This window comes from Butyrivibrio sp. AD3002 (assembly GCF_000420905.1).
Lineage (GTDB): Bacteria > Bacillota > Clostridia > Lachnospirales > Lachnospiraceae > Butyrivibrio.
On record NZ_ATVV01000001.1, the window covers coordinates 339,992 to 354,551 of the forward strand.

General features: G+C 40.6%; 11 protein-coding genes and 1 other RNA gene. 1 reads left to right on the forward strand and 11 read right to left on the reverse strand.

Translation table 11 applies throughout. The features are described 5' to 3' along the window. Positions 1–19: 19 nt before the first annotated feature. The 5 genes from G596_RS0101465 to G596_RS0101485 form a co-directional block, all read right to left on the reverse strand. Entirely contained in the window at positions 20–895 is an 876-nt protein-coding gene (locus G596_RS0101465; RefSeq protein ID WP_022760052.1) for a sulfide/dihydroorotate dehydrogenase-like FAD/NAD-binding protein, read from the reverse strand. Positions 896–1,027: 132 nt separating this feature from the next. Next, on the reverse strand, positions 1,028–2,491 hold the full coding sequence (locus G596_RS0101470; protein WP_022760053.1) for a chitobiase/beta-hexosaminidase C-terminal domain-containing protein: 1,464 nt from the start codon (positions 2,489–2,491) through the stop codon (positions 1,028–1,030). Positions 2,492–2,495: 4 nt separating this feature from the next. Then, a complete protein-coding gene (gene folD / locus G596_RS0101475; RefSeq protein WP_026497457.1) occupies positions 2,496–3,353 on the reverse strand; it encodes a bifunctional methylenetetrahydrofolate dehydrogenase/methenyltetrahydrofolate cyclohydrolase FolD in 858 nt (285 codons plus the stop codon). A 30-nt stretch (positions 3,354–3,383) separates the two neighbouring features. Beyond that, on the reverse strand, positions 3,384–5,060 hold the full coding sequence (locus G596_RS0101480) for a formate--tetrahydrofolate ligase (protein WP_022760055.1): 1,677 nt from the start codon (positions 5,058–5,060) through the stop codon (positions 3,384–3,386). A gap of 44 nt (positions 5,061–5,104) precedes the next feature. Then, positions 5,105–7,921, reverse strand: coding sequence for an FtsK/SpoIIIE family DNA translocase (locus G596_RS0101485; RefSeq protein WP_022760056.1), 2,817 nt, complete (start codon positions 7,919–7,921; stop codon positions 5,105–5,107). A 150-nt stretch (positions 7,922–8,071) separates the two neighbouring features. Here G596_RS0101485 and G596_RS0101490 point away from each other — a divergent pair, with 150 nt between their 5' ends. Beyond that, positions 8,072–8,650, forward strand: a complete 579-nt coding sequence (locus G596_RS0101490; RefSeq protein WP_022760057.1) for a hypothetical protein — start codon at positions 8,072–8,074, stop codon at positions 8,648–8,650. Between the two features lie 133 nt (positions 8,651–8,783). Here G596_RS0101490 and G596_RS0101495 read toward each other — a convergent pair whose 3' ends face one another. The 6 genes from G596_RS0101495 to rnr all read right to left on the reverse strand — a co-directional run bounded on the left by G596_RS0101495 (position 8,784) and on the right by rnr (position 14,551). Further along, on the reverse strand, positions 8,784–9,341 hold the full coding sequence (locus tag G596_RS0101495) for a GNAT family N-acetyltransferase (protein WP_022760058.1): 558 nt from the start codon (positions 9,339–9,341) through the stop codon (positions 8,784–8,786). A gap of 2 nt (positions 9,342–9,343) precedes the next feature. Then, positions 9,344–10,156, reverse strand: a complete 813-nt coding sequence (gene proB / locus G596_RS0101500; RefSeq protein WP_022760059.1) for a glutamate 5-kinase — start codon at positions 10,154–10,156, stop codon at positions 9,344–9,346. A gap of 15 nt (positions 10,157–10,171) precedes the next feature. Beyond that, a complete protein-coding gene (locus G596_RS0101505) occupies positions 10,172–10,987 on the reverse strand; it encodes a hypothetical protein (RefSeq protein WP_022760060.1) in 816 nt (271 codons plus the stop codon). 164 nt (positions 10,988–11,151) lie between these two features. Next, positions 11,152–11,500: a transfer-messenger RNA gene (ssrA, locus tag G596_RS24280) on the reverse strand. Between the two features lie 56 nt (positions 11,501–11,556). Continuing rightward, positions 11,557–12,021, reverse strand: a complete 465-nt coding sequence (gene smpB, locus G596_RS0101510; RefSeq protein WP_022760061.1) for an SsrA-binding protein SmpB — start codon at positions 12,019–12,021, stop codon at positions 11,557–11,559. A gap of 82 nt (positions 12,022–12,103) precedes the next feature. Further along, positions 12,104–14,551: a ribonuclease R gene (gene rnr / locus G596_RS20505; RefSeq protein ID WP_022760062.1), complete on the reverse strand. Its 2,448-nt coding sequence runs from the start codon at positions 14,549–14,551 to the stop codon at positions 12,104–12,106. Between the last annotated feature and the right edge of the window lie 9 nt (positions 14,552–14,560).

Genomic DNA, 14,560 nt, shown 5'->3' on the forward strand with positions numbered 1-14,560 from the left:
CCATTCCTTAAACGAATCCTTATTCACAGTGTCCACAGCCGCCATGATGAGAATTACCTTCCTGCTCCTTAAGTGCAAGTCGGCCTTCCTCTGTCTGATACAGTCTCATGCGCTTCATAGCCTGGTCGAAATCAACTTCATGTCCGTCGAATTCAGGACCATCAACACAGGCAAACTTTACCTGACCGCCAACAGTAAGACGGCAAGCACCGCACATTCCTGTTCCGTCGACCATAATTGTATTCATGCTGACAATTGTAGGGATGCCAAGCTCTTTTGTAAGCTTGCATACGAACTTCATCATGATCATAGGTCCGATAGCAACGCAGTGATCATAGCGTTTTCCTTCATCGTAGAGATCCTGAAGGCACTTTGTAACCATACCTTCTCTTCCGTAGGAACCGTCATCTGTTGTGACGTAGAGATTACATACAGTCTTAAATCTCTCTTCAAGAATTACAAGATCCTTGTTTTTAGCACCAATAATTACGTCGCAATCTATACCATGCTCTTTGAGCCATTTAGCCTGCGGATAAACGGGCGCTGTACCAACACCACCGGCAATAAATACAATTTTCTTTTTCTTCAGATCTTCAATGCTTTCACTACAAAGATCGGATGCATTACCCAAAGGTCCTACTACATCCGCAAGCTGATCGCCTGCCTTTTTACGGCAGATTTTTCTTGATTCTGCACCAAGTGCCTGTACTACAAGCTCGACAGTTCCCTTCTCTCTGTCATAGTCACAGATAGTAAGCGGGATACGCTCACCATCTTCTTCTGCACGAACAATAAGAAATTGTCCGGGCAAACATGTGCCGGCCACGCGGGGAGCTTCTACGATAAGCTGGTGAATATTCGTAGCTAGCTCATTAGCCTCTAAAACTTTAAACATCGCTCTCCTCCTGAATAATAAATAGTTGCAATATTGTAACAATGATAATGGATGCCCAGTCTAATTTCAAGACTTTAAACTGCTAAAGCATCAAATTATTTAACTTAATACAAAAATCCGTAAACAGCTGTCTTATCTATTGGAAATTGTGATTAGAGTGTATTTTCCGCTTGAATCATACCCAAGTCTGTTTACTTTTCCGTCATGAGTATTTACCGCATAAAGAAGACCGGTTTCATTTGTATGTCCATCATTATAGACATGGGTCTCTACAAACTTGTAATACTCACCGGATCCTGTTATTTCAATTTCTCCGTCGTAGACATAATCGTAATAACCTTCTTCACCTCTTACTTTTCCGGCGGAATCAAGCAAAATATCAAGCTTTACAAGAATCGAAATTATACTCTGTTTCGCCTGATCAACAGAAACCATGGTTGTATAAGTTAAATGATAGTTTTTCTCAACAATTTCACTCATCTTGCCTTCATCATCTATCGTGATAAATTTGAATGTAGATGATCCTATAGGCATGGAAATAGGTGTAAAATACTCTGTTGAATTTTCTGTAGGATCTGATCCGTCTGACGTATATAATATCCGACATCCCGGGTCGCAAACAGCAACAATCATCGTTGCCTGCGAATAATCACCGCTATCCTCCATAATCACGGGCTCAGCAGGTCCAATACTTTCAAGATGAAAAAAGCTCTTTACCACATCACTTTTTATTCCATATTTATTTATGAAAACAGCACGGATATGGTAATCGCCTTCCTCTTCAAGAATTAACTCATCGTCATAATGAATACTCTTCTCATCAGGATCATCGCCATTAACAGTATAATAGATATCGCCCTCTGCAGTATCTGTTATTCTGACATTCACGGCTTCATCAAAATCGCCGCCATCGGGTGAAATGACCGGTGTTACCGGAATATATTCGGAATACTCATTTTTTATTCCGGCATTCTTTGTGTTGTTTACCACTTCAACAATGGAATCATAATCCTGCTGTTCTTCATAATATCCTATAAGCTGCTTAGTTGCTGATTCCACAGTTTCGTCATCGAAAATACTACTGTCCGTCAGTGCTTTCAAAGTAACAATCGAATCCTCAATAAGACCTGCTTCTTTTTCATATCCATACTTTTGAAACATCAGCTCGGATTTTTTTATACTATATTCAGCATCATCTTCCGAAAGGCTTTCTATTGCCTTGTCAATTGTAATAATCGCATCTGACAATTTCCCTTCAACATAATAAGTCTCAGCCTGTTCTTCATAGCTAAGTGAAGTATTTTTGCCGCCGAACGAAAACAGGATAATAATGATAAAGCCTACTATTATACCTATTCCGGTAATTGCAGGTATCACATAAGGCTTTAGTTCAGTCTTATTTGCAATCATACCCGGAATCTTCTTTGTATAAAAAATGCTTTCATCCTTTAGATCATCAGCCACACCGGAAAGCGATTCATTTATTTTGTTTTCAATTTCCGGGTCAAACTCCGGTACGAAGTTAATCTCTTTGCCGCAAATTCCACAATAAAGATTCCCTTCCGGAATTTTATTCCCACAATTTGGACATTTCATAAATTCAGTCACCGGCCTTACGTAATGCTGATTCAAGACAATTGTTCATAAGCATGGCAATAGTCATTGGTCCGACTCCACCCGGAACCGGAGTTATTGCGCTGCATTTATCTGCAACATTTTCATAATCTACATCACCGCAAAGCTTTCCTGTCTCAGTATTTCTGTTTATTCCGACATCAATAACTACAGCACCTTCTTTTATATAGTCCTCAGTTATCATTTTCGCTTTGCCAACGGCTGCTATCAAAATATCCGCGCGTTTGCAGACTTCCTTAAGATCCTTTGTCCTTGAATGTGCAATTGTAACAGTTGCGTTTTCTCTGAGCATCAAAAGAGCCATTGGTTTACCTACAATGTTACTTCTTCCTACTATTACGCATTCCTTACCGCTTATTTCCACACCGGATCTTTTAAGCAGCTGGATAATTCCGGCTGGAGTACATGATACAAAACCGGGTTCTCCGATACATAGCGCACCCACATTCATTGGATGAAAACCATCCACATCCTTAAGGGGAGATATTGCATCAATGACAGTTTTCTCATCAATATGCTTAGGTACCGGCATCTGAACCAAAATTCCATGTACGGAATCATCTTTATTCAGCTTATCAATAAGCTCTAATAATTCTTCCTGTGTTGTCTCATAAGGAAGTTCATAGGATAAAGATTTAAAACCCACATACTCACATGCTTTTTTCTTATTTCTAACATAAACCTGTGAAGCAGGATCTTCTCCCACCAGGATAACGGCAAGACACACTTCTGTATTTTTTTCTTCACGAAGCTTTTTTGTCTTCTCTTTTACCTCATCCTTAACCTGTGCAGAAATTACTTTTCCATCGATGATATTCATTATTCCGGTCTCTCCTTAAATTAATGTGTATTATCAAAACAGTCCTACAATATTTCCTTTTTCATCAACATCAATTCCAAAGGCTGCAGGCTTTTTGGGAAGTCCGGGCATAGTCATGATGTTTCCTGTAAGAGCAACAATAAATCCTGCACCTGCAGAAACATATACATCTCTTACATTAATTTCAAAGCCCTGCGGTCTTCCGAGCAGTGAAGGATCATCGGATAACGAATACTGCGTCTTCGCCATGCAGACAGGAAGCTTACCGTAACCCATGTCCACAATCTTCTGAAGCTGTTTCTTTGCAGCCGGTGCATAAATAACGCCATCTGCTCCGTAAATCTTTTTAGCTACAGTTTCAATCTTCTCTTCCGGCGAAAGATCATCAGTATAGATAGGAGCATAATTTGAAGGCTTATTCTCAAGTGTATTTATTACAGCCTTTGCAAGAGCTTCGCCGCCTTTACCGCCATGTTCCCAAACTTCTGAAATTGCGAAATCACAATTTTTACTCTCACAGAAGTCCTTTACAATTGAAATCTCAGCATCAGTATCAGTAAGGAAACCGTTAAGGGTTACTACAACCGGAACCCCATACTGCTGAAGATTTTCTATGTGCTTTTCAAGGTTAACCATGCCCTTCTTAAGAGCATCTGTATTTTCTTCTGAAAGCTTGTCCTTGGGAATTCCTCCGTTATATTTAAGTGCTCTTATAGTCGCAACAAGAACTATGGCATCAGGTTTTAAGCCATGCATTCTGCACTTGATATCAAGAAACTTTTCAGCACCAAGATCTGCACCAAAACCGGCTTCCGTTATTGTGATATCTGACATATGAAGAGCTGCCTCCGTAGCCCTTATTGAATTGCAGCCATGTGCTATATTTGCAAAAGGACCGCCATGAACAATTGTCGGTGTGTGTTCAAGCGTCTGCACGAGATTAGGCTTCATTGCATCCTTTAAAAGCGCAGCCATGGCACCAACTGCATTGAGATCGCCGGCAGTAACCGGATCCCCGTTATAATTATATGCAACAACAATTCTTGAAAGACGATCCTTGAGATCCTGCATATCTCTGGCAAGGCAAAGGATTGCCATAACCTCTGTAGCTACTGTAATAACAAAATGGTCTTCTCTGACAACCCCGTCCATTTTGTTTCCAAGTCCTACCACTATATTTCTGAGGACTCTGTCATTCATATCCTCACATCTCTTAAATATTATCTGCCTGGTATCTATCTGTAGTTCGTTACCCTGTTGAATATGATTATCCAGTAGTGCTGCAAGAAGGTTATTGGCAGAAGTAATCGCATGAAAATCACCGGTGAAATGAAGGTTCATGTCATCCATAGGCACAACCTGCGCATATCCGCCGCCGGTAGCACCTCCCTTAATACCAAAACACGGGCCAAGTGAAGGCTCCCTAAGTGCTATAACTGTTTTTTTGCCGAGTCTGGAAAGCGCATCTCCGAGCCCAACGCTGGTTGTAGTTTTACCTTCACCGGCAGGAGTCGGATTAATTGCAGTAACAAGAACAAGTTTACCTGTCTTGTTCTTCTTTATTTTCTGAAGATATTCTTCCGAAAGTTTAGCCTTATACTTTCCGTAAAGCTCGAGATCGTCCTCAGAAATACCAATATTTTCGGCAACCTTTTTTATTGGCCACATCTCAGCTTCTCTTGCAATTTCGATATCTGATTTTACTGCCATTCTCTTTTTCCTCCTCAATAAAACCTCGTCAGATGATTACTTTTTTATGATGCATTATTTATCATCTCATCAAAAGCTTCTTTTGTCATAAGAATTTTCCTGGGTTTCGTTCCTTCTTCAGGTCCGACAACCCCGGCATCACTCAGTTGGTCCATAATTCTTGCAGCTCTGTTAAAGCCTATCTTATATAATCTCTGCAACATACCGATGGAAGCCTTTTCCTTCTCAATAATAGCCGCACCTGCCTGTGCAAATAAAGGATCCAGATCCGAAGCCGTATCAGCAGAATCCGAAGTCGTAGACTGCTGGCTTGATTTCGTGCTTACTTCCATACTTGAAATCTCTTCCGAAACATTTTGTCCATAACCCGTTTCGACACCCTGTGTTTTAACAAAATCCGTTACCGATTGCACTTCGTCATCGGATACAAAACATCCCTGAACTCTTGCAGGCTTATTGTAGCCTCTCGGGAAGAATAGCATGTCGCCCTTTCCGATAAGCTTTTCAGCTCCATAGCTGTCAAGAATTGTCCTTGAATCCACGCCGCTTGAAACCGCAAAAGCAATCCTGCTTGGAATATTTGCTTTAATCAAGCCTGTAATAACGTCAACCGAAGGTCTTTGCGTAGCAATTATCAGATAAATTCCGGCTGCTCTTGCAAGCTGAGTCAGTCTGACAATCGAATCCTCAACTTCGTTTTTAAACTGCATCATAAGGTCCGCAAGCTCATCTACGATAACGACGATTTCAGGCATCTTCTGCATCTCGGGATCATGCGATTGCTCGCATAAAGCATTGTACCCCTTAAGATCTCTTACCTTTGCATTGGCAAATTTCTTGTATCTTGTTGTCATCTCGGCAACTGCCCAGTTTAATGCAGCAGCAGCCTTCTTGGGATCTGTAACTACCGGTATTAACAAATGCGGTATCCCATTATAAACTGATAATTCGACTATTTTAGGATCTATCATTATGAGTCTTACATCTTCAGGTGAAGCCTTGTAGATGATACTCATAATAATTGTATTTATACATACCGATTTACCCGAACCTGTTGCTCCGGCTATAAGCAGATGTGGCATCTTGGCAATATCCGTTATCACAAGTTTACCGGCGATGTCCTTACCTATAGCAACGGAAAGCTTGGACTTTGACTTCTGAAAATCTTCGCTCTCAATAAGATCTCGCAGTGCAACGGTAGAATTCTCTTTATTAGGAACCTCAATACCTACCGCTGATTTTCCCGGTATCGGCGCCTCAATTCTAATGTCCGTTGCCGCAAGATGCATTTTTATGTCATCCGCAAGGTCAACAATCTTTCTTACTTTAACTCCTGCCTCCGGCTGAAGTTCATATCTTGTAACCGAAGGTCCTTGGCTGATATCCGTTACAGTCGCATTAACATGGAACATTTCAAGAGTCTCCTGAAGTGTTCTGGCTGTATCCTTCAAGTGTTTTGCCGAGTCACCTCTTCCTTTAACACCTTTTTTCAGGAGATTAAACGGAGGGTATTCATATTCCATAACAGGCTTTTTTATAATAGTCTGTTCCTGTCTCTTCTCAGCAGCCTCTCTGTTTTTGGAGCTCGTAATATAGTCAGTACTGTGAACAGCATATTCACCGTTATAGTCAGGGGCAAGATTCTCTGCGTGAATTGGTATGTCAGTAAAGTCATCCTTTTCTTCCTCGGCTTTAAGACGAGCCACGGGCTTTTGATTTTTTACAGCCATAAGGGCACTTCTTGCCGCGCTGTCATCCTCTTCATCAGAATAAGCATCATCCGGAGCAGAAAAATCATCACCTATACTGATAATCCTGTGTTCCTTTTCGGGCTCGCGCGTCTTTACAGCCTTCATGACATATTGTCCGTCCGGCTGAGGTTCGGTAGAAATTGAAGGATTAAACTTTATCTCATGTATATCATCATGAACCTCTTCGTCGGGAATAAATGTCTGATGTTCGGGCTCATCATCATTGTCAAAATCTATTCCATGTATCCTGAATTCCTGTTCCTTTGAAGGCTCTTCCTCGAAATAGTCCTCATCTCCATCGTCTGCAGAGATGGTTGTGTCCATGCTGACACCCGAAACCTTCCTGTCCATCCTGAGAATTTTGGCATCCTCTTTCTGTTCAAGCAGGAGCTGTCTTTCCTCTTCGATGCGGTTTTTCTCTTCCTCTCTATATTTTGCGCGCTCATCCAGGCGTTCTCTGTAAAACTCAGCTTCCTGTCTGGTTCTTTCGATCACATGCCTGCCGCCTTTTTTCACCTTGCCAAGCATGGATTTCTGTGTAAACAGCGAAATCCCGGTAAAGCCTGCCACCATCATTACAATAAGCGTACCCGCGAGAGACAGGTTGTGATAAACAGCATAAGTGATGCTTCCTGCTATCATTCCGCCGCCATTACGAGCGTTTTTGGCTCCGTCAAATATGTCTGCGGCATTGTATGATGTCATACTTTGAACTCTGCCTGTAATAAGTTCAAAAAGCATTGAAATTACAATAAGAACCAAAAGTCCCGATAATATTTTCCTTATCGCAGCAGGGCTTGCTCCGTTGGATAAAAGCAGCGCTCCGGAGGCAAAAAATACTAAGGGCATAATATATGCAGCGATACCGAAAATACCAAACATAATATCACTTAAAGTATTACCGATAGACCCGCATATCTTAAAATTGCATAAAAATAAAAAGACCGCCAGCGCTGCAAAAGCAATTAATAAAATCTCACTCTTTACAGCATAGTCCAGGGTATCCTCCTCATACCTTGCGGAAGGTCTCCTTTCATTGGTTGCCGATCTTTTTCTGGTGTTATTTGTTCTGCTCGCACCCGAGCGTTTTCTTGAATTACTTGTAGCCATACTCACCCATTACTTTTTTCAAAAAACTCATCCCAATATGCGTTTTCATAGAAGGCGCATACCACGAAATAGTATACCATTTTTGAAGCCTTTGTGCTATACTTAACACGCTTAGTTAACGCTTTTCTATTTTTGGAGGAAATTGATTATATGGAATTTAAACAGGAACTTGAAACCGGACTGCTTAAACAGATCGGCAACAACGAATCAGAGCTTAAAATCAGAGAAGTTGCTTCCAAATGTCGCCTTTTGAAGACAGAGAATGGCCTTAAGGTAGAGCTTTCATATACCGGTCCTAACGCCAGCAAATATCTTCAGTATGTGGAGAAACATCGCGAGGAGCTTACAAACTATCTTCTTCACCCCGATGATGCTGATCTTTTCGAATGGATGGAGGCAAGTCATCAGACAAGTCTTACTCTCAGAAAGCATGAGAAGGAAAAACTTATACTTTATGTAAATTTTGATCCCGAGACCATGGTCATCAAGACAGGTATTGCCGATGAGAACGTAACTATGAAGCTTGGAACTCCGCTTATGAAGGCCAATATCAGTAATATGACCAGAAACGAATTCAAGCTTGCCATTTATGATATGCTTCTTCTTGCTGATGAGATTTCAATAGCAATGGATAATTCGGAACTTAAGAAGATGGCTAACATCGAGATGGTTAAAGTTTATCTCTCCGAGATTTACGACAAATACCATGAAGGTACCCCGGAATTTTAATTTCTGATAATACGACCGGTGATAATTATATTGTCTTAAAACCTCGTTGCCTTACGGCATAATCGGTTTTAATACAATATAATTATCACCGGTCTTCTTTTATCAAAAACTCTACTTATTTTTCTTCATTCCACTATTTAGTACAATGAAAATATTCTTCTGCGGAAATTCTCATCATGGTTTCATTGTAATATTCACTTAGCATAGAATTATACAGGTGTTCATTTCTATGATGATATTTTAAACCGCAGCGTTCTATAACATTTCTGGATTTTTCATTTCCGTCAAAAAATCCGCACCAGATGGAATTCAGCCCTATCTCAGTAAAACTATATCTCACCAGCTCCGAAAGCGCCTCTGTGGCATATCCGTATCCCCAGTAATCCTTCCCGAGCCAATAACCGATTTCAGCTTCATCGTCTCTCATGATTCCACGATTTTCGCAGCTTCCAATCCGTACTCCTATACTTCCGATCGGAGTATTTTCATCATCCTTCAGAACAATCGCATACTCACCGTCATCTGACAATACAGCTCTGATAATTGCTTTGGAATACTCGGCATCTTTATGCGGAAGCCATCCGGCTCCTCTCCCAATCTCAGGATTTTTTGCAAGTCTGTATAAAATATCAGCGTCTTTCTCCTTCCACTTCCGAAGGATCAGACGCTCTGTTTTAATAACATCAACCAAAATCAGTTATTCTCCTTTGCAACAAACAAAGTACCTACATGCTTTTTGTTGATAATGTCATACAAATTATCCGTATTGCTTCCATTTGTAATAAGTACATCAACACCTCTGGCTGTAGCAAACTCAGCTGCCTGAAGTTTTGTAACCATACCTCCTGTGCCTCTGTTGGAGCCACTGCCATCAGCAAGATCATACATAGTTTCATCGATCGTCTCAACCCGGCTGATAAGTCTTGCATCAGGATACTTTGAAGGATTTTTATCATAAAATCCATCGATATCAGATAAAATAATAAGCTTACATGCGCCGCAGAAAGCTGCCACAAGAGCTGACAGCATATCATTATCAGAAAAAAGTTTCTGATCAGATTCAATCTCTGCATGGCTGACAGAGTCATTTTCATTAACGATAGGTATAATATGGTTCTCAAGAAGTGCGTCAAATGTATTCTTGAGGTTCTCTCTTCTCACCGGATCTTCAATATCATCATTATCAAGAAGAATCTGTCCGCAAAGGCGTCCGTATTCTCCAAAAAGTTTGTCATAAAGATGCATCAGTTCACTCTGACCCACCGCAGCAGCAGCCTGTTTAAGACGCAGGTCCTTAGGCTTTTGTTTAAGACGCATCTTGCCTGCTCCGACGGCAATAGCGCCGGAGCTGACAAGAACAAGATCATATCCAAGATTTTCAATTCCTGAGAGCGCCCTGCATAAAAGATCAATCTGATGAATATTAATGCCGCCATTTTCATTGGTGATAGTCGAAGTTCCTACCTTGACTACTATGCGCTCTTTTCTGATTTTTTTCGGACTCATTACATATATCCTTTATTAATTATCTGAATCTACAATTTTGTTAAGATAGTAATCAACGCAGCCTGTTGTGTTGTTCTTCGTGTATCTGTAGTTTACACGAATAATAGTTGTAGCATACATACTACTCTCGAGAATATCTCTATCCTCTGAAACCTGTTTCTCGCCGCTGAGCTTAATTGTCTTATTGTTAGCACTGGTAGTCCAGTAAAGTGTAGGATGTACCTCTTTGCTTTCGTTTGTTACATTCTTATATCTTCCAACCTGAACAGATTCAAGCGTATAACCTTTTCCCATTTGTACAGCAAACTTACCTTTACTGAGCTCAGTTACATAATTAACTGTACCAAGGCCATATTTTGTTGAAAGATCCTGACCTGCAAAAGTAGCTCTTGCAACCGGTGTTGTAGCATTTATGAAAATTGAATATTCCTGATCATCAACCTTGAATTTAAATTTGTAACGCTTAGCTGTCTTTGTAAAGAATGAAAATCTGTAAGTTACTGAATCGGTCTTATCCTCGTACTCTCTGTAAGTAAGCTTATATCTAAGTTTGCTTGAGCACTTGATATTCTTTATCTTTGCATCCTCATCATTAATTGTTACGGAAAGAACATTCTTAGCATACACGCCAGGTGTAATTGTAACCATGCTGTTTCCTGTTGCCTTATAAACAAGAACACCTCTTTTACTGAGAACCTGTGTTGTCTCATTTACATCAACCTTTGTAGCCGCGTTTACGGTAACTGCAGTTGTCGGTACAGCGCTGATAATAAATGCTGCGGCAAGCGCAGATACGATAAACTTCTTTAAATATTTTACCCCTTTTATCATACTAACCTCCTTTTTATGCCTACATATTTTGTGCATAAAAACATTCTAAACACAAGAACATGTAAATTGCAAGGAAAATCAGACATTGGGCAAGAATTTATAATATCTTTCAATGAAAAAAATCGGCTCAATAGTTATTTACAAACTATTAAACCGATTTGTGTGAATGGATTAGGCGGGAGTCGAACCCGCGTCCAAAAATCCGTCCCCTGTCCTTCTACTGTCATAGCCGGCTATTGTGGCAAAGCCATTTCCCTCTCATAACCGGAAGTCAGCGCCCTAATATGAGAAGTAGCCCCTGATACGACCATAGCTACGGAGCACTCACCATGTCGTTTCCTGCAAAGTTGACGTCAGTTACTGAATGTGCAGGTGCACTCAGGCTGACGCGCCGCATTTAGGCAGCGATTGCTAAATTATCTTCAGCGTTTATATTTAAGTTTGAGGATTAACGCACCATCCTGCGGACAGCTTCTCCAGCTTCAGAATCCCTGTCGAAACCTTTACTAACCCTTGCTTGCCTGATAAGTATATACTGATTATCGTCCAAAATCAACTAAACTTATAGTTTATCTCAGACTCACCTTGTAATCTCTCATTGCCTCTCTCTGCTGATCTCTCTTAGCGGTTGATTCTCTCTTATCATAGAGCTTTTTACCTTTAGCGAGACCAATCTGAACCTTGACCTTACCATGCTTAAAATATACCTCAAGAGGAACAAGCGTATAGCCTTGTGCCTGTGAAGCCTGATCAAGTTTTCTTATTTCAGCCTTATGAAGGAGAAGCTTACGAACGCGAAGCGGATCCTTGTTAAAAATATTACCTTTTTCATAAGGGCTTATGTTCATACCGCAAATATATGCTTCGCCCTTATCTATACTAACCCAGGCCTCCTTTATACTGCATTTCCCCTGCCTTAAGGACTTAACCTCAGTACCTGCAAGAGAAATACCTGCTTCATATTTTTCCTCAATGAAGTAATCGTGAAATGCTTTTTTGTTATTTGCAATTAATTTTATGCTTTCGTCAGCCATGACGATCATACCTCAATTCTTTGTAGTCTTAATATATTATGCCATATTATAGAAAAAAACAATAAACCACGAGTTCACATTATTATTTTTTCTTTCTACGCTTCCCCTGGCTACTCCTTGCCGCTTTCGAAGTTGCGGACTTTTTGTACTTATGTACTTTATATACTTTCCGTCCGCTCTCTGTTTCCGCCTTCTTAGCGCTCTTTTCGCTCTTCTTAGCCTTAAGCTTACTTAATTTCTTAAGTTTTGAAGCCTCTTTAAGGATTTCTTTTTTCTTTTTTTCGCTCAGCTTATCTCTTTTCTTTCCGGAAGCTTTCTTTTCCTTTGCTGTTATAACAGCTTCCTCGGAATCCAGAGATAATTTCGAAATCTTTGCGGCGCGAAGCTTAGCAGGAGTCTTTTTCTCAGGCTTCTTACCTAACTTCTTATCTACTTTCTTACTTGCAGATTTCTTTTTATTTTTCCCTTTAACTAATTTCAGATGACCGTTTTCATCCTCTTCATAGTAATCCTCTTCAAAGTCATTGTCATAGTCAAGGAAATTCAAATTATCGCCGTAATTATCCTCATTCTCATCGACAATCCTGAAATCAATTGTCTTTGCAAGTCTGTCTGTATCATGAACTCTTACAGTGACCGTCTGCCCAAGTGCGTATACTTTTCCCGTTCGCTCTCCGACAAGTCTATAGTTATCCTCATCGAAAACGTAAAAATCATCCTCCATAGTGACAGCCGGAACCATACCTTCACAGGTATTGGGAAGCTCAACAAACATTCCCCAGCCGGTAACACCGGAGACAACACCTTCGAACGTTTCTCCAATATGAGATTCCATAAATTGAGCCTTTTTCAGTTTTTCAGTCTCGCGTTCTGCTTCTTCAGCTCTTCTTTCAGTATCCGAAGAATGTTTGGCAACATTTTCAAGGATATCTTTGTAATGCTTAAGCTTATCATCATCCATTCTGCCTCTCAGATAATCCTTGATGATCCTATGAATCTGGAGGTCAGGATATCTTCTGATAGGTGAAGTGAAATGACAATAATATTTACAAGCAAGACCGTAATGACCAAGGCACTCTGTACTATACTTTGCCTGCATCATACTTCTTAGAGCTATTCTGCTTATAACCGCTTCTTCCTCGGTTCCTTCAATCTTTTCAAGGAGCTTTTGAATCTCGGAAGGTCGTATCTCTTCAGCTTTTACATTCAGATGCAAGCCAAGTCTTGATATAAAAGCATTGAGATTCGCAATTTTTTCAAGATCCGGCTGCTCATGAACACGATATACAAAAGGAGCCTGCATCCAGAAAAAGTGCTCCGCAACAGTCTCATTTGCCGCAAGCATAAAGCTTTCTATCATTGACGTCGCTGTATTTGCAACTCTTATATTAATCTCAAGAGGATTCCCTTCTTTATCAAGAGTAATCTTTGCTTCAGGAAAATCGAAATTGATCGCTCCCCTTTTTGCGCGCTTCTTCTTCAAAATCTCTGAAAGCTCAGCCATCTGTCGAAACATCGGCACAAGCTCTTCATATCTACCAATTTCATCAGGATCTTCATCCTCTAAAATAGCCACAACGGAAGTATAGGTCATTCTCTCGTTAACATTTATCACCGTTTCAGCAATCTGATGAGATAAAACCGCACCATTTGAATCAATATCCATAAGACAGCTGAGAGCAAGCCTGTCTTCACCGTGATTAAGAGAGCATATACCGTTGCTTAACCTGTGGGGAAGCATAGGAATTACTCTGTCAACAAGATATACGCTCGTCCCGCGCTTAAGAGCCTCCCTGTCTAGAGCTGAGCCCTCCTGCACGTAATTTGTTACATCAGCAATATGTACTCCGAGATGATATATCCCGTTTTCTACCGTCAATGATACAGCATCATCCAGATCTTTCGCGTCTTCGCCGTCAATCGTGACCATTGTCACACCCCTAAGGTCAAGGCGTCCCTGATAGTCACCTTCAATAAGATGATCCTTGCACTTTTCAGCCTGGTTCATCACCTTTTCAGGGAAAACACTAGGAATATCATATCCCTCAACTATTGATAATATATCAACTCCGGGATCATTAATATTTCCTATTATATCTGTTATTTTACCCTCAGGCTTCCTTCCCTTCTTTGGATCACCATAATCAGTGATAGCGACCACAACCTTATCTCCGGTAACTGCACCTCTGGTGTGTTCCTTCAATACAAAAATATCCTGTGTGAACCTTAAGTTGTCAGGAATTACAAAACCATATGTATGTCCATCCTGAAAGGTACCAACAACCTTTTCGACAGCCCTTACAAGGACTCCCACAACTCTTCCCTCGTCGCGCATACCGCCGTTCTTATTTTTGTCAGAAGTTATAACAACCTCTACGGTATCACCCTGAAAAGCTCCGCCGGTATACTCGTCGGGAATAAAGATATCCTCATCCCTGCCCTCTACTTCAACAAATCCAAAGCCTCTCTGGTTTGAAATAAAAGTACCGACAATATTCTCTTTTTTATTCATAATCTTCTTTTTGCTCATAATGTCTTC

Bases quoted from the DNA above. Each gene is read 5' to 3' on its own strand.
- G596_RS0101465 (WP_022760052.1), bottom strand. From the start codon at position 895: ATGTTTAAAGTTTTAGAGGCTAATGAGCTAGCTACGAATATTCACCAG.
- G596_RS0101470 (WP_022760053.1), bottom strand. From the start codon at position 2,491: ATGAAATGTCCAAATTGTGGGAATAAAATTCCGGAAGGGAATCTTTAT.
- G596_RS0101480 (WP_022760055.1), bottom strand. From the start codon at position 5,060: ATGGCAGTAAAATCAGATATCGAAATTGCAAGAGAAGCTGAGATGTGG.
- G596_RS0101485 (WP_022760056.1), bottom strand. From the start codon at position 7,921: ATGGCTACAAGTAATTCAAGAAAACGCTCGGGTGCGAGCAGAACAAAT.
- G596_RS0101490 (WP_022760057.1), top strand. From the start codon at position 8,072: ATGGAATTTAAACAGGAACTTGAAACCGGACTGCTTAAACAGATCGGC.
- proB (WP_022760059.1), bottom strand. From the start codon at position 10,156: ATGAGTCCGAAAAAAATCAGAAAAGAGCGCATAGTAGTCAAGGTAGGA.
- G596_RS0101505 (WP_022760060.1), bottom strand. From the start codon at position 10,987: ATGATAAAAGGGGTAAAATATTTAAAGAAGTTTATCGTATCTGCGCTT.
- smpB (WP_022760061.1), bottom strand. From the start codon at position 12,021: ATGGCTGACGAAAGCATAAAATTAATTGCAAATAACAAAAAAGCATTT.
- rnr (WP_022760062.1), bottom strand. From the start codon at position 14,551: ATGAGCAAAAAGAAGATTATGAATAAAAAAGAGAATATTGTCGGTACT.